The sequence below is a fragment of the Paenirhizobium selenitireducens ATCC BAA-1503 genome (genome assembly GCF_900492185.1).
In the GTDB taxonomy this organism is placed as follows: domain Bacteria; phylum Pseudomonadota; class Alphaproteobacteria; order Rhizobiales; family Rhizobiaceae; genus Allorhizobium; species Allorhizobium selenitireducens_A.
This window is the reverse complement of sequence record NZ_UEYP01000002.1, coordinates 495,995-511,419: the sequence shown is the minus strand read 5'-3', so window position 1 is coordinate 511,419 and position 15,425 is coordinate 495,995. Positions and strand designations below refer to the sequence as shown.

The window sequence follows — 15,425 nt, the reverse complement described above, 5'->3', positions numbered from 1 at the left end:
GACGGGGACCGGGCGGCGCAGGGCGGGGGCAGGCACGCAGACAGGGCGGCCGGCCGGGAACCGAGGGCGAGTTTCGCGTCGTTCGATCTTCCGATCCGTCTCATCGTCCGATCATGGCCTGATCAGGGACTCGATGAAGTCGGCGAAGCTTTCATAGTCGGCGTTCAGCGTGGGACCTGCATAGTCCAGCGCGTAGACGGCGGGACCCTGGTTGGGCACGAAGCAATAGGACCAGCTGGCGCCGGTGTGGCAAAACTCGTAGACGCGGCTGAGATCCAGTGCCGGCGGTGTCGGCGGGGGACCGCCGAACATGGCCTGAAGGTTGTGCATCGCCTCGCCGTTGTAGAGCAGTGCGCTCGTATGGTTGGAAACTGCGGTGGCCGGTTCGGGCAGGTAGAGCGCGACGCCGTCGAGGGTCTGACCAAGGCCGATCTCACGGGCGAACGTGTAGAACGTCTCGGGGAGGTCCGGCGTGGATGCCCGCAGGACGTCCAGTTCGGCGGCCGATACCGGCACCAGGCTGGAGAACACGCCGCCATCCTCCCGCGCCCTGTAGGCGCTCGACGGAAGATGCCCCGCCATGTCCTGCCTCCTCAACCATCAGCCCATGGCAACGGAGCTAGCACCGATGCCGATGATTGCGCAACAAGGCTTGTGCGGCATCGCTCCGGGAGTGGCCGTGGTGTTGGGGCGGCGTTGTTGTGGGGCTGGCCTTCAGTGGACGGTGCCCAAGGGGGCGACGGCTGGATGCGGATGCGGCGAGGGGCTTCCCCTCCCCAACCCTGCCCACAAGGGGAGGGAGCCCGTCCTGCCTGCGGCCTTGCCCCTCATCCGCCCTGCCGGGCACCTTCTCCCCGTTTTCACGGGGAGAAGGAGACTCGAGGCTACCGTCCCGGCCGGCCGGTCTTGCCCTTGGTGCGGGTCTTGCGCTTCTGGTCGCCCGCGTCCTCGTAGGAGCCGGCGCCGGGTTTGGCGCGGAGGATCGGGCGGGGGTCGGATGACCCCCTCACCAAGTTCGCCTCGCCAATCGGCTTCGCCTCTTGGGGCGAACTATCCTCTCCCACCAGGGGAGAGGAGGGCTTCGGCTTCTGCGGCAGCCGGCCGGGCACCGGCTTTTCGGTGCGGCCGACGGTCATTTCGTCGAGGGTGTTTTTCCGGAACAGCGGGGTGGGCATGTCGGTGCCGGGGCCCATATTGTCGAGGGTCGGCTTGGCGAAGTAGGAGGCGGTTTCCGATCTCCCCCCTTGAGGGGGAGATGTCGGCGGAGCCGACAGAGGGGGGTGATCCGCGGACGCTTCGGTGTCGGGGGTACCCCCCTCTGTCCTGCCGGACATCTCCCCCTCAAGGGGGGAGATCGACTCGCGGCGGCCCTTTGCTCCGCTTTTGGCATTGCCACCCTCCAACGCCTTCGCCTCGCTTCTTGCGTTCCCCCTCGCGCCTTCGGCGCTCGCCGCCTCTTGCCGCGCCATCGGGTCGTCCATGGCGGCGAGTTCGACGGCCTTGAGGCGCTTGATCTCGTCGCGCAGGCGGGCGGCGGTCTCGAAGTCGAGGTTGGCGGCGGCGTCGCGCATCTGCTTTTCCAGCGCGTTGAGATGGGTCTGCAGGTTGGCGCCGACCAGGTGGCCGCCATCGGCAAAGCCCTTGCCGCCGCCCTGGACATTGGCGCCGGAAATGTCGGCGCGCACATGGTCGCGCTCGTAGACCGAGTCGAGAATGTCGGAAATATGGGCCTTGACCGATTCCGGCGTGATGCCGTGCGCCTCGTTATAGGCCTTCTGCTTTTCGCGGCGGCGAGCCGTCTCGTCCATGGCGCGCTGCATCGAGCCGGTGACCTGGTCGGCATAGAGGATGACCTTGCCGTCGACGTTTCTGGCCGCGCGGCCGATGGTCTGGATGAGCGACGTTTCGGAGCGCAAAAAACCTTCCTTGTCGGCGTCGAGGATGGCGACGAAGCCGCATTCGGGAATGTCGAGGCCCTCGCGCAACAGGTTGATGCCGACCAGCACGTCGAAGGCGCCGAGGCGCAGGTCGCGGATGATCTCGATGCGCTCCAGCGTGTCGATGTCGGAGTGCATGTAGCGCACCCGCACGCCCTGCTCGTGCAGGTATTCGGTGAGGTCCTCGGCCATGCGCTTGGTGAGCACGGTGACCAGCGTACGGTAACCTTTCAGCGCCGTCTCGCGGATCTCGCCGAGCACGTCGTCGACCTGGCTCTTGGCCGGGCGGATCTCGACCGGCGGGTCGATCAGGCCGGTCGGGCGGATGACCTGTTCGGCAAACACGCCGCCGGCCTGTTCCATTTCCCAATTGCCGGGCGTGGCCGAGACCGCGACGGTCTGCGGCCGCATGGCGTCCCATTCCTCGAAGCGCAGCGGCCGGTTGTCCATGCAGGACGGCAGGCGGAAGCCGTACTCGGCCAGCGTCGCCTTGCGGCGGAAGTCGCCGCGATACATGCCGCCAATCTGCGAGACCGAGACATGGCTTTCGTCGATGAACAGAAGGGCATTGTCGGGGATGTATTCGAACAGCGTCGGCGGCGGTTCGCCGGGGCGGCGGCCGGTCAGGTAGCGCGAATAGTTCTCGATGCCAGCGCAGGAGCCGGTCGCCTCCATCATCTCGATGTCGTAGCGGGTGCGCTGTTCCAGGCGCTGCGCCTCCAGCAGTCGGCCGCCCTTTTCCAGCTCAGCGAGGCGGAGCTTTAGCTCTTCCTTGATCGACTTGATGGCGCCGTTCAGCGTCGGGCGGGGCGTGACATAGTGCGAATTGGCGTAGATCTTCACCGATTTCATCTCGCCGGTCTTCTTGCCGGTGAGCGGATCGAATTCTGTGATCGCGTCGATCTCGTCGCCGAACATCGAGATGCGCCAGGCGGCATCCTCCAGGTGGGCGGGGAAGATCTCGATCGTGTCGCCGCGCACCCGGAACGAGCCGCGGACGAAATTGATGTCCTGCCGCTTGTACTGCTGGGCGACGAGGTCGGCGAGCAGCTGGCGCTGGTCGAGGCGGTCGCCGACATTCATCTGGAAGGTCATGGCCGTATAGGTCTCGACCGAGCCGATACCGTAGATGCAGGAAACCGAGGCGATGATGATGCAGTCGTCGCGCTCGAGGATGGCGCGGGTGGCGGCATGGCGCATCCGGTCGATCTGTTCGTTGATCGACGATTCCTTCTCGATGAAGGTGTCGGAGCGCGGCACATAGGCTTCCGGCTGGTAATAGTCGTAATAGGAGACGAAATATTCCACCGCATTGTCGGGGAAGAAGTTCTTGAACTCGGAATAGAGCTGGGCGGCCAGCGTCTTGTTGGGCGCGAGGATCACGGCCGGGCGCTGGGTGGCCTCGATCACCTTGGCCATGGTGAAGGTCTTGCCCGAGCCGGTGACGCCGAGCAGGACCTGGGTGCGGTCGTCATTGGCCAGGCCCTCGACGAGATCCTTGATCGCCGTCGGCTGGTCGCCGGCCGGCTGGTAGTCGGACACCATGCGGATCGGAATGCCGCCCTCGGATTTCTGCGGCCGGGCCGGGCGGTGCGGCGTCCAGATCTTGCCGTCCTTGAACAGCGGATTGCCGCTCTCGATCAGCGAGGACAGCGCCTCGACGGTGGCGGTGACGGCGCCGGGCGCGAGATTGCCGGCCTCCTCCAGCGACACGTCCATGCCGGCGACCGGGTTGAGCCCGGCGGCGGCGCGGCGCTTCGGATCGGACGACACGCCCATCGACGTGCCGCGCGAGGATTTCGCCATCGCCACCTTTTCCGACTGCCTGCGGGCTTCGATCTCGATCTTCTTGCGATGCTTGCCGGCCTTGGAAGCAAGTTCGCGCTGGCTCTCGACCGCGCCGGCCTCGGCCTCCGATTCGAGCTGCTTCACCCAGTCGGCGACGGAGCCGGACAATTCCCTCGCCGGGACGCGCCGATCCTTCTCGCTTCTCTCGAAGGGCGTCCCGGAGAGAGGCGCGCCTTCGAACGATGCCTGGGGAGCCTCCTCGAAACCAGAGGGGGCGGCGGGATTTTTCGGTGTCTTGGCCATGCGGCGAATATGGCGACAGTCAGGACGAAAGGGAAGGGCGAAGGTCGGAAAATGGGAACGAAAAAGCAACGACCGGGCTGCGCCGGCCGCCACTGCTGACAGGATCTGTCACCTGCGATCCGCAAACCGGCAGGGACCTGACGCATCGCCAACTTGACGCCCGGCAGCCTTGTCGCTTTGCTGCCCGGCCGTCGCGGTGGTCCATAGCCCCCGGCAGTGCCGCCTTTGCCCCGGTCATTGCCGGTGGTAGTATGAACATCCGGCCATGCGGATGGGCGGTGCCGGCGGAGCGGGAGGCTTTGATGGCGGAGGCCATGCTGGACAGGTTGATGCCGGGACCGGAGGCGCTGGCGCGGATCAGGGCGGAAATCGACGGCTATAACGGACAGCGGGCGCAGGTGGCGCGGCAGACCTGGCTCCGGCTGGTGCTCCTGCTTGGCGGCTGGGCGCTTATCTCCGTCGCGATCTGTTGGCCGCTCGTCGTCGCCGGCAACAGCGAGGCCTTCGGTCTCGCCTGCGTGGCGATCCTGTTCAGCGGCTATTTTCTCTTCGACCGGGCAATGGCGCCGCGGCGCCAGTTTCGCCAGACGGTGCGTGACCGCCTGCTTCCGGCGGTCTTCGGCTTTGTCGACGATCTGCGCTACGCCGGCAGCGGGTCGCCGCGCTTCCTCGAACCCATGCCTGGCAATGAGTTCCTGCGCCGCACCCACAGCCGTCATCGCGATCTGTTCTCGGGGCGGTATGACGGCTTCCGCTTCACCCTGTGCGAGACCGAGCTTTCGATCGGCAATGGCAGCAAGCGTCAGATCACCTTCACCGGCGTCGTCGTCGCCTTTCAGCAGGAGAACGGCTTTCCCGGCACACTGCTGGCGGCCAAGAGACCGGGGCGACTTGCGAAGGCGATCCGCAGCCTGTTCGAGGACGGAACGCTGAGCGAGGTGAAGAGCGGCGACGACGGCATAGACGCCAGCCACGAATTTCGCACCGACAATCCGGAGGCGGCGGGATCGCGGGTGGCGGCGATGGCAAAGGCGCTCGACTATCTGGCCGGGACCTGGCCCGAGGGCGTGATTCGCATTGCGCTTCGCCACAAGGACGGCTTCCTGTTGGTGCCGACGCAGAAGGACTTCTTCGAACTGCCGTCGATCGGCACGCCGCTCGATTTCGATGTCCACGTGCGGCCGATGATCGCCGATCTGGTGACCCTGGTGTCGACCGCCCGGCTGGTCAGCCGGATGTAACGGAAGGCAAGATGCCGGCCGGTCTCAGGCGACAGCCCTGCGGGCATCCTTCTTTTCTGCACGGCGGGCGATCCAGGCGATGAGGCTTTCGACCGGCATGGGCCGGGCGAAATGATAGCCCTGGGCCATGCGGCAGCCGAGCATTTCGAGCACGGCGGCATCTTCCGCGGTCTCGACGCCCTCGACGACGATGTCGAGCCTCAGCGCATGGCCGAGGCCGACGAGCGCGGCGATGAGATCCTGGTTGGCGCGGGATTCCGCCACGCCCTTGGCAAAGCTCCGATCGATCTTCAGCCGGTCGACCTTCAGGCTGATCAGGTAGGCGAGCGAGGAATGGCCCACGCCGAAATCATCCACGGCGAGCTTGTAGCCGGCGTTTTCCAGTCGCTTCAGCTGTTCGCCCGCGCCGTCGGCATCCAGGATGGCCTCTTCGGTGATCTCGATCTCGAGGCGGGCGGGATTGATCCCGTGCTGCGCGCTGATCTGCTCCAGCATGTCGGCGACGGAATAGAGCGCGAATTCGCGCGGCGAGACGTTGAGCGCCACCGTTACCTCCGACAGGTCGAGGTCCGGCAGGCGGGCGAGCAGCCGGCAAACCGACGACGCGACATGCGCGGTCAGGCTCTCGGCAAGATGGAGAGATTGGGCGGCGGCGACGATCTCAGGCGGCGAGACGAAGCCGAGCCTGGAGTGATGCCAGCGGACCAGGGCCTCGAAGCCGGCAATGTCGCCCGTTTGCAGATCGATCTGCGGCTGGAACCAGGTCTCGACTTCCCCATTGCGGATCGCCGCCTCGATATCCTGCTCGATGAGGCTCTGGCGATCGGCGAGCGCCTTGAGGCCGGGATCGAATTCGCGGATCTGCCGGCGGCCCTTGCCCTTGGCGTCGTAGAGCGCCATGTCGGCGCTCGCCAGCAGTTCCTCGGCGGTGGAAGCGTGGGCGGGAAAGGTCGACAGGCCCATGCTGAGCGCGATCACCGACTGGCTCCCGCCGAAGGCAATCGGGGCGAGGCTTTCCTGCAGCAGGGCTTCGGCATGGTCTCGGCAACGCCATCTGGCATTGGGGCCGGACACGAGGATGGCGAATTCGTCGCCGCCGAGCCGGGCGATCAGACCGTCTTCGCCCACGGTGTTGCTTAAGCGTTCGCCCACCGCCTTGAGCAGGGCGTCGCCGGCACTGTGGCCGAGGGTGTCGTTGATCTGCTTGAAACGGTCGAGGTCGATCAGCAGCAGCGCGACTTCGCCGCCGATGGTCTTTTCCCGGGCGATGTCGCCCAGAAGCCTGCCATTGAAGTGCATGCGGTTGGCGAGACCGGTAATGGTGTCGCGATTGGCCAAGACCTCGAGCCGGCGATTCTTCTGCTGGATGTCCTCATTGGCGATCTCGAGCGACTGGGCGAGATTGGTCGCCTCCAGCTTGGCGATCTCGTTGCTGATGAAAACGCGTTCGGCGGACAGATTGCTCTGCACCATGACGATCATCAGGCCCAGGACGTCGACCGCCATGATCGCCGAGGATGATTCGCCGACATAGATCAGCCACACCACGATCGACAGCAGGATCGGCACGGCAAAGGCCATCGACAGCTGCGAATAACCGATGCCGCGGATCATCGAGCCGGCAGAGATGCCGACCATGATCAGGCTGATCGTCGCATCCTTGCCCGCCGCGCTGAAATCGGGGACGCAAAAGGGCAGCGAGGCCCAGATCAGCCCGGACAGAAGTGCGCCGAACGACATGAAACGCAGCGCATAGTCCGGGTCGGTCTCGATATAGTTGAACCGGGCGAGGCGGCGGGCCGTCATGGCGCGGTAACCCGCCGAGAGAATGGTTGCCGCCAGCCATAGTGCGATGGGCTGCGAGAAGCCGTAGCCGAGAAAGACGATCAGCGCGGCCGACAGGGAAATCGTGATATTGAAGAATAGCGTGGACCCCAGACCGCTAACGATGTGCGCCGCCTGCGCCCGTCTTGTGGCAGCGAGAAACTGGGCGGTGGGGGGAATTGCTTGCTGGCTCAAATGCAATATCCGATTGTAAATCGCTTCTTTGGAAAAACGAGTGGGATGCGAGCCTTCACGCTCGCATGATTATGATAAAATTCATTTAACGCCGCATTGCCGCTTATCGGGTGCCTGGATTGGGCGAGGTTCTTGTGCACTTTCGGTTGCAATGTGCCTTGCGCCGCACAGCGTCGGCACGCTGACGGATTGCATGCCTAAGGGCGAATGCGGCATGGTTCGCCGGTCGGCGGAGGATTCGTTTTCGCCGCCGCGCGAACGTCCGTTGCCGCGCAAGGCCGGCGTCCCCGCCATCAACGTTCAAGGATTACCAATGCCGACCTTCAGTCCCGCCGCCGTATGGCCGATCGTAATGCTGGCCATGTCCAACGTGTTCATGACCTTTGCCTGGTATGGCCACCTGAAATTCAAGGGCTCGGCGCTCACCCTGGTGGTGCTGGTCAGTTGGGGTATCGCCTTCTTTGAATATTGTCTGGCCGTGCCCGCCAACCGCATCGGTGCGCAGGTCTATTCGGCGGCCCAGCTGAAGACGATCCAGGAGGTGATCACGCTGCTGGTATTTTCCGGCTTTTCGGTCTTCTGGCTGAAGGAATCGCTGACGATCAACCACTTCCTCGGTTTCGCGATGATTGCTGGCGGCGCCGCGCTGATCTTTCGCGCCTGATCGAGCGGGCTAGTGGTGCGCGCAGGCCCTGTGCCGGGCCTATTCCGCCGGAACCGGTGTCGGTTTGCCTTCATCGTCGAGCGCGACCATCACGAATGTGGCGGCCGTGACCTTCTCCATCGTGTGCGTCAGATACCGCTGGGCCCACACCTCGACGGCGAGCGTCATAGAGGTGCGTCCGACCTTGGAAATGTCGGTATAGACGCACAGCGTGTCGCCGATCTTGACCGGCATGGCAAAGGCCATTTCCTGGACAGCCGCCGTGACCACGCGGCCGCGGGCGCGCTCGGCGGCGCGGATGCCGCAGGCGAGGTCCATCTGGGCCATCACCCATCCGCCGAAGATGTCGCCGGCGGCATTGGCGTCACCCGGCATGGCGAGCGTCCTCAAGGTGAGCTCGCCGGTCGTTGCTGCTGCGCTGCGCATTGTCTGTCCCATCTGCTTCGCGGGGCCTGATCCAAGTCGGAATCGCCCAGTGTTGGCAAGGCTATGAAATTGCCAAGGGCCCGGCAATACGCCCTCGGAGAGACGTGGAGAATCCGGGCTCAAACTTAAGTACTCACCGCTAAATTTAGGGTATCGCTCTTTATCGATTTCGTAATTCTCGCATGGCATCGTTTTCCCATCAGAATTATGGGGGAGTACCTTCGGTGAAGAATTTGAGCATTTCAATACGGCTGTATCTGTTGGTGGCGCTGGCGCTTTGCGTGCTCGTGGCGACGCTGACCTTCAGCCTGTTCTATTCGTATAACTCGCTGGCCGACGAGCGCCGGGCGGGCCTTGCCTCGATCGACCAGACGGCGCTCGCGGTCTTCTCCAAATACTACAAGATGGAGCAGGACGGCGTGCTGAAGCGCGAGGAGGCCCAGGCCAAGGCCCTCGAGGTCATCGGCGCCATGCGCTATGGCAAGGACGGCTATCTCTGGGTCAACGACATGCAGCCGGTCATGATCATGCATCCGATCAAGCCCGAGCTGAACGGCAAGGACCTCAGCCAGAACAAGGATCCGAACGGCAAGCACATCTTCATGGAATTCGTGAAGACCGTGAAGGCCAACAAGGAAGGCTTCGTCGACTATTACTGGCCGAAGCCTGGCTTCGAGGCGCCGGTCCTGAAGTTCTCCCACGTCGTCGGTTTCGAGCCCTGGGGCTGGATCGTCGGCACCGGCGTCTACGCCGACGACCTTGCCGCGATGTTCTACAGCAATGCCTGGTCGTTCGGTGCCATCATCGCCGCCAGCGTGATCGTCATCCTTTCCTGCGCCTATGCCGTGGTTCGCAGCGTCGTTGGTCCGATCGCCCGCCTGAAGAGCGCCATGGGCCGGATCGCCCAGGAGAAGGTCGACACCGAGATCGTCGATGCCGACCGCCGGGACGAAATCGGCGGCATGGCCGACGCCCTGATCGTCTTGCGCGATTCGGTGCGCGACCGCATCGACATGCGTGGCCGCGAAGCCGAACAGCAGCAGAAGATCGACGCCGAGCGACAGAACAACGAGACGGTTCTGCGCACCGCTTCCGAGCGGCAGGACCATGCGATCCACCAGATCGGCGACGCTCTGGAACGGCTGGCCCAGGGCGACCTGACCGTCAGTGTCGGCGAGATCGGTGCCGAGTATGACAAGCTGCGCCGCGATTTCAACGCCGCCGTTGCAGCCCTCAGCAGCGTCATGGGCTCGATCAATCAGACGAGCAATGTGGTCAGCGACAGCGCCGGCGACATCAGCGAGGCGACCAACAATCTGTCGCGCCGCACCGAGCAGCAGGCAGCCGCCCTCGAGGAGACCGCCGCCGCCCTCGACGAGATCACGGTTGCGGTTCGCACCGCATCGGAACGCGCCAACGAGGCCCGCGACATGGTCGCCGAGACCAAGAAGAGCGCCAACCGCTCCGGCGAGATCGTCCGCAATGCGGTCGATGCCATGGGTCGGATCGAAAGCTCTTCGGCGCGCATCAACCAGATCATCTCGGTGATCGACGAGATCGCTTTCCAGACCAACCTCTTGGCCCTGAACGCCGGCGTCGAGGCCGCGCGTGCCGGGGAGGCCGGTCGCGGTTTTGCGGTCGTTGCCCAGGAAGTGCGCGAACTCGCCCAGCGTTCCGCCAATGCCGCGAAGGAAATCAAGACACTGATCAGCGCTTCGGCCGCCGAAGTCGGCAACGGCGTTGCGCTGGTGCGCTCGACCGGCGAGGCGCTGGTCGAGATCGAGAAACTGGTCAACCAGGTCAACGACCACGTCAACAGCATCGCCACGGCCTCGCGCGAACAGGCGACCGGCCTGCAGGAGATCAATACCTCGGTCAACCACATGGACCAGATGACCCAGCAGAACGCCGCCATGGTCGAGGAAACCTCGGCCGCCGGCCAGACGCTGGCGGAGGAGAGCCGGCACTTGCGCCAACTGCTCTCGCGGCTCAAGCTCGAGGCAGACACCTCCGCGCAGCCGGGCAGGCGTCACGCAGCCTGAGATCTACCCTTGCGCATGAGACAGGACGCCGGCGGGACTTCACGCCGGCTTTCGTTTGTCCTTTGCGCGGTCACCGAGCGCCGCACGTGGGGCCGAGCCGGCCGAGAGCGGCCGAAGACCCGTTCAGGGTAAAACGTCGCGCCCTGAGGGTCGTCTCGTCCGGCGTCAGCGTGATGTCGCTGCCGGAGCGCAAAATGGCGGTCAGCGGTCCGGTCAGGAACATGGATCGAGCGGATGAAAAGCCTGGCGGCCACCGGCACGTAAGGGATTCATCGAGGCCCTAAACCAAGGCTTAACGGCCCTGTGTTAGTCTCTGGACCGGATGACGTCCGGCTTTCGGCGGCGGCAGAGTGGGTTTCGGTATGGCGTTCTCGATCTTTCTGCAGCGTTCCGCATTGGTCATCCTTTTGGCGACCAGCCTTTTTTCTTGTAACGGCGACGGCATGACGCCGCCGGCGCCTTCGTCGCGCCTGCAACTGGAAGGCCGCGTTGCCGACAGGGAATTGCTCGGTCCGGTCGAAGCCCGTGCCGCTTATGCGCCGGCGACCGTGGGTGCCAACCGCGCCACGGACGCGATCGACTATCTCGACACGCCGAACCTTGTCGGGGTCGACAATCGGTCGGATGATGATCCGCTCGGGGTCAATGATCCGCGTGGCGTCACAACGCCCGCCGCGCCGGGTGAAGCCATGGCATTGGCCGACCAGCAGCCGTCCTTGCGCGAGCAGGCGCCGCAGCAACCCATGCCGCAAGCCGCTGAACACGCCATTCCGGCGGAAGGCGTGAATATCGATGCCGAGCTCGGCATCGGCGACGAAAACCGGACCGACTTTGGTGAGGCAAAGCCACCGGCTCCCGCCGCGCAGATCATGGTGCCGCAGGGTCCGATGGCGATCGCCGAAGGTGAAACAAGCCAGCCGGTGGTCGACGGTATCGGCACCGACAATCCCACGGCCTTGACGCCGTCGCCGCCGCGGGTGGCCGATCCGTCGCTCCAATTGTAAGCGTTCAGGCTCGCCCCCAGGAGAAAGCCGGCGGGACGCCGGCTTTCTGACCAGGGCAATGGGGCGGGGGACATTGCCGCCGGTCGCAAAGGGATTGATCGAAAATGCCTGTGTGAAATCACTGTGTCGAAACCGGCAAGGCTGCCGCCCTGACGAACGGGGTTTGCTTGCCAGGCGTACCGCGTTGCGGCTGCCTGTCCTTGCCTGAAGCCGACGATAGGATAGAAGCGACACGGATTGATGACAGGCGCGGCAACCCGATGCGCGCCAGGAAGGACCGGCCGTGATGCCCCCCGTTTCGGAACTGATATTGTTTGCCGGCCTGCTGGTGGTTGCCGGTGGCGTGGCCGGCCTGCTCGCCGGCGTGTTCGGCATTGGCGGCGGGGCGGTGCTGGTTCCGGTCTTCTACCAGATCTTCGGGCTCGCCGGCATTGATGACGCGGTGCGCATGCATCTCGCCGTGGGCACATCGATCGCCATCATCGTGCCGACCTCGCTGAGGTCGTTTGCCGCCCACCGGCGGCGGGGCGCCGTCGACATGCAGTTGCTGAGGGGCTGGGTCGTCGCCGTGCCGCTCGGGGCGATCCTTGCCGCGGTGATCGCCGCCGAGGCGTCGAGCGAGGCGTTGCGGCTGATCTTCGCGGTGATCACGCTGCTGCTCGCTTCCCGCATGATGTTCTTCTCGTCGCGCTGGCATCTCGGTTCCGACCTGCCCGGCGAGCCGCTGCGCTTTGTCGTCGGCACCGGCATTGGCGTGTTTTCCGGGCTGATGGGGATCGGCGGCGGCGTGCTCAACAATACCTTCATGAGCCTCTACGGCCGGCCGATCCACCAGGCCGTGGCAACCTCGGCCGGCGTCGGCGTGCTGATCTCGCTGCCGGGCCTGTTCGGCTATATCTGGGCCGGATGGGGCAAGGAAGGGCTGCCGCTGATGTCGACCGGCTTCATAAACTGGATCGCCGTGGCGTTGATCATTCCGGTAACGCTGGTCGTCGCCCCCTACGGTGCGAAAATCGCCCATGCGATGAGCAAGCGCCAGCTGGAGATCGGGTTCGGCCTGTTCCTGATCTTCGTCTCGGCCCGCTTCTTCTACAGCCTTTACGGCTGAGCGGCGCGTCACGAGCCGATGGCCTCAGGCGGCAGCGCCTGAGCGCATCGCCGCCATGCTCAGCTTGCGATCGGCGCGCTCCTGTTGCGGTGAGCGGTTGTAGACTTCGCGATAACACTTGGAGAAGTGCGACGCGGAGACGAAGCCGCAGGCGACAGCCACCTCGACCACCGGCATGGACGACTGTACCAGCAGGTGGCGGGCGCGGTCGAGCCGGATCTCGAGATAGTAGCGGGCCGGCGAGCGGCCCATTTCCTGGCGAAACAGGCGCTCGATCTGGCGCCGCGACAGGTCGGCATCTTCTGCGATCTCGACGAGCGTCAGCGGTTCGGCGAGATTGCTTTCCATCAGTTCGATGATCGACAGGACCTTGGAGTTCTGCACGCCGAGACGGGCCCGGAGCGGCAGGCGCTGACGGTCGGTCGGGCTACGTACCCGGTCGGTCAGGTGCTGCTCGCAGACCCGGTTGACCAGGCCTTCGCCAAAATCCTGGCCGATCAGGTTCAGCATCATGTCGAGCGAGGCAGTGCCTCCGGCGCAGGTATAGAGATTGCTGTCGACCTCGTAGAGGTCGGCATAGACCTCCGCCTGCGGAAAGGCCTCGGCAAAGCCCGGCAGGTTTTCCCAATGGATGGCGCAACGCTTGCCGTTTAGCAGGCCGGCCTGGGCCAGCACATGGGCGCCGGTACAGAGGCTGCCGACGGCAGCACCCCGGTTGTAGGCCTCGCGCAGCCAGGCATTGACCGACTTGTTGTGGAACTCCTCGACATAGACGCCGGAACAGACGATCACCATGCTCGGCCGGTTTTCGCCGGACAGGTAGCGCCGCTCGTCGGCGAGCGAGGAATTGACCTCCATGGCGATGCCGCTCGAGGAATGGACCTTCTGCCCGTCGGTCGAGGCAAGCCGCCATTCATAGGCCTGATAGCCGAGCATCCGGTTGGCGATGCGCAGCGTTTCGATCGCGCCTGCAAAGGGCAGGAGCGTGAAATGGGGGACGAGAAAGAAGACCAGCGAACGTTTCTTGTTTGGCGCCTTGTTCATGTGTGATGCCCAGTGTTCCCGCGTTTTTCCGCTATTCCTTGCGTGGCAGGCGTCATGGAGATGTTCCGAATGCGACGCGTGTCTTCAGGAACACGGCAGAATAGCGCGGGACAGGCGAAAATGCGACGCCCGTTTCGCAGTTTTCTCGTTGCGACCTGCAAAGGTGCGGTGCATTTGCGGCGCCTGAGGCATCAACTTGAAAGACCGACGGAATTTCGGGCGCGAGCCGGGAAATGGGGAAAACCCGGCTCGGCCCGATTGCGACGCGGCGGGGCGGGCCGTGTCGCAAATGTCTCAAAGTCTGGGCATCGGTCTGTCGGTGGCGGGCCAGCCGAGATCCTTGCGCAGGTCGAGGGGCAGGGCTTCCAGCGCCCGGGCATTGGCCCGGCGCTCCTGCCATTGCCGCACGGCCCGCCCTGCGGTCATGAGAATGGCGATGGGGTGCACGACCGTCGGAAAACGGCGGTTCTGCAAAGTGATCCGGCTGTCATAACCAACGAGGGTCATCGTCTTCATCCTTTTCGGTTGCCTGTCTGGCCTTGATGTTTTGCCCGCCTCTTATTCATCATTCAAACGAATGTTTATGATGCGAGTGATCGATTTCTGTGCTGTGTCCGGTGCGGCTCGATGGCCGTGTACTCCTCCGGCGGCCAGCCGTATCGCGTTGCAGTTCGGGCGATAGGGAAGCCAGTTCCCGGCGCGCTCTCAGGTTTTGGCGTGCGCCCGGCGTCAGTGGCAGGACATCGTGCCAGCGGCGCACCATGTCGAGCAGGGTTGCAATCAGCATTGTCGCCTCCTTGTGTTCTCTTGATGGTTGCAGCATGCGCCTCGATTGACATTCAATCAAACGCGATGATATCGTTCTTAAAATCAGTTTTATTGAAGGATGCGCACCGATGACTTTGATGATCCGCCAACCGTTGCCGCTGCTCGACAACGATATCCTGCGCACCTTCGTCGCCATCGCCGAGACCGGTAGTTTCACCTCAGCGGCCGACCGGGTGTTCCGCACGCCGTCTGCGGTTTCCATGCAGATCAAGAAGCTGGAGGAGCAGCTGAGCGCGACGCTCTTCCTGCGCGACGCGCGTTCCGTCACCCTGACCGAGAGCGGCGAGACGCTGCTGCCCTATGCGCGGCGCATGCTGGCGCTGTCCAACGAGGCGGTCGGACGGTTCCGCATGCCGGAGATGAAGGGCGTCGTGCGCCTCGGCGCGCCCGACGATATCGGCGAGCGTTTCATGCCGACCATCCTGCGCCGCTTTGCCGAGATTTATCCGGCCATCATGGTCGACCTGACGGTCGACACGTCCGGTCAGTTGCGCCGCCGTCTGCAGGAGCAACGCCTGGACCTCACCCTGGTCAATTGCGCGCCGGGCATGGTGAGCCATGATGGCGAGGTGATACATACCGAGCAGCTGGTCTGGGCCGGCGCCAAGTGCGGCACGGCCCATCTGCGTGATCCCCTGCCGGTGTCGATCTGGGAGGATGGCTGCTGCTGGCGGGCCGATGCGCTGTCACGCCTCGACCGCGACAAGCGCCCCTACCGGATCGCCTATCTGTCCGCCCACACGATGGCGCAGCGCGCCGCGGTGATCGCCGATCTGGCGGTCGCGCCGCTGCCGCGCAGCTACCTGACCGACGACATGACCGCGCTCGGCTCCAAGCAGGGCCTGCCGGATCTCGGCTCGTTCGAGGTGCGCCTGCTGACCGGGCCGGAGACCAGCGAGACCATCCGCGCGGTGGCCGACAGCGTGCGCTTCGCCTTTTCCGAAATGATCGGCATCGCCGCCTGATAGATCGCGCCAGGGAGCGCTGCCCGTTGGCAGAAATGCCTAGGCCGACCGGGCGC

The 15,425-nt window shown here is 64.5% G+C and carries 13 protein-coding genes; 6 read left to right on the top strand and 7 right to left on the bottom strand.

Going from position 1 to position 15,425, the window contains the following annotated elements; genetic code table 11:
• Positions 1 to 111 precede the first annotated feature (111 nt).
• Complete coding sequence (locus RHIZ70P_RS06180; protein ID WP_115669495.1) at positions 112 to 582, bottom strand: hypothetical protein; 471 nt, start codon at positions 580 to 582, stop codon at positions 112 to 114.
• 302 nt (positions 583 to 884) lie between these two features.
• Entirely contained in the window at positions 885 to 4,028 is a 3,144-nt protein-coding gene (gene uvrB / locus RHIZ70P_RS06175) for an excinuclease ABC subunit UvrB (RefSeq protein ID WP_115669494.1), read from the bottom strand.
• 302 nt (positions 4,029 to 4,330) lie between these two features.
• Between uvrB and RHIZ70P_RS06170 the strand changes: the two genes are divergently transcribed.
• Positions 4,331 to 5,269, top strand: a complete 939-nt coding sequence (locus RHIZ70P_RS06170) for a hypothetical protein (RefSeq protein ID WP_181903954.1) — start codon at positions 4,331 to 4,333, stop codon at positions 5,267 to 5,269.
• Between the two features lie 24 nt (positions 5,270 to 5,293).
• On the opposite strand, the gene RHIZ70P_RS06165 is transcribed toward RHIZ70P_RS06170, so the two are convergent.
• Positions 5,294 to 7,288, bottom strand: coding sequence for a putative bifunctional diguanylate cyclase/phosphodiesterase (locus RHIZ70P_RS06165; RefSeq protein WP_115669492.1), 1,995 nt, complete (start codon positions 7,286 to 7,288; stop codon positions 5,294 to 5,296).
• 313 nt (positions 7,289 to 7,601) lie between these two features.
• Here RHIZ70P_RS06165 and RHIZ70P_RS06160 point away from each other — a divergent pair, with 313 nt between their 5' ends.
• Positions 7,602 to 7,952, top strand: a complete 351-nt coding sequence (locus RHIZ70P_RS06160) for a DMT family protein (protein ID WP_115669538.1) — start codon at positions 7,602 to 7,604, stop codon at positions 7,950 to 7,952.
• Positions 7,953 to 7,991: 39 nt separating this feature from the next.
• On the opposite strand, the gene RHIZ70P_RS06155 is transcribed toward RHIZ70P_RS06160, so the two are convergent.
• Positions 7,992 to 8,378, bottom strand: a complete 387-nt coding sequence (locus RHIZ70P_RS06155) for an acyl-CoA thioesterase (protein ID WP_115669491.1) — start codon at positions 8,376 to 8,378, stop codon at positions 7,992 to 7,994.
• 224 nt (positions 8,379 to 8,602) lie between these two features.
• On the opposite strand from RHIZ70P_RS06155, the gene RHIZ70P_RS06150 reads away from it, so the two are divergent.
• From RHIZ70P_RS06150 to RHIZ70P_RS06140, 3 genes are all read left to right on the top strand, one after another.
• Complete coding sequence (locus RHIZ70P_RS06150) at positions 8,603 to 10,420, top strand: methyl-accepting chemotaxis protein (RefSeq protein WP_115669490.1); 1,818 nt, start codon at positions 8,603 to 8,605, stop codon at positions 10,418 to 10,420.
• Between the two features lie 362 nt (positions 10,421 to 10,782).
• Positions 10,783 to 11,424 (top strand): hypothetical protein, encoded by a 642-nt coding sequence (locus RHIZ70P_RS06145; protein ID WP_115669489.1) that lies wholly within the window; start codon positions 10,783 to 10,785, stop codon positions 11,422 to 11,424.
• Between the two features lie 286 nt (positions 11,425 to 11,710).
• On the top strand, positions 11,711 to 12,532 hold the full coding sequence (locus tag RHIZ70P_RS06140; protein WP_115669488.1) for a sulfite exporter TauE/SafE family protein: 822 nt from the start codon (positions 11,711 to 11,713) through the stop codon (positions 12,530 to 12,532).
• 24 nt (positions 12,533 to 12,556) lie between these two features.
• On the opposite strand, the gene RHIZ70P_RS06135 is transcribed toward RHIZ70P_RS06140, so the two are convergent.
• The 3 genes from RHIZ70P_RS06135 to RHIZ70P_RS22745 form a co-directional block, all read right to left on the bottom strand.
• Positions 12,557 to 13,576: a GlxA family transcriptional regulator gene (locus RHIZ70P_RS06135; protein WP_115669487.1), complete on the bottom strand. Its 1,020-nt coding sequence runs from the start codon at positions 13,574 to 13,576 to the stop codon at positions 12,557 to 12,559.
• A gap of 294 nt (positions 13,577 to 13,870) precedes the next feature.
• Positions 13,871 to 14,083 (bottom strand): hypothetical protein, encoded by a 213-nt coding sequence (locus RHIZ70P_RS06130; RefSeq protein WP_147293970.1) that lies wholly within the window; start codon positions 14,081 to 14,083, stop codon positions 13,871 to 13,873.
• A gap of 58 nt (positions 14,084 to 14,141) precedes the next feature.
• The gene (locus RHIZ70P_RS22745) at positions 14,142 to 14,363 is read right to left on the bottom strand and encodes a hypothetical protein (protein WP_147293969.1); all 222 of its coding nucleotides are present in this window, start codon (positions 14,361 to 14,363) and stop codon (positions 14,142 to 14,144) included.
• 109 nt (positions 14,364 to 14,472) lie between these two features.
• Here RHIZ70P_RS22745 and RHIZ70P_RS06125 point away from each other — a divergent pair, with 109 nt between their 5' ends.
• Positions 14,473 to 15,369: a LysR family transcriptional regulator gene (locus tag RHIZ70P_RS06125; protein WP_115669485.1), complete on the top strand. Its 897-nt coding sequence runs from the start codon at positions 14,473 to 14,475 to the stop codon at positions 15,367 to 15,369.
• Positions 15,370 to 15,425 lie beyond the last annotated feature (56 nt).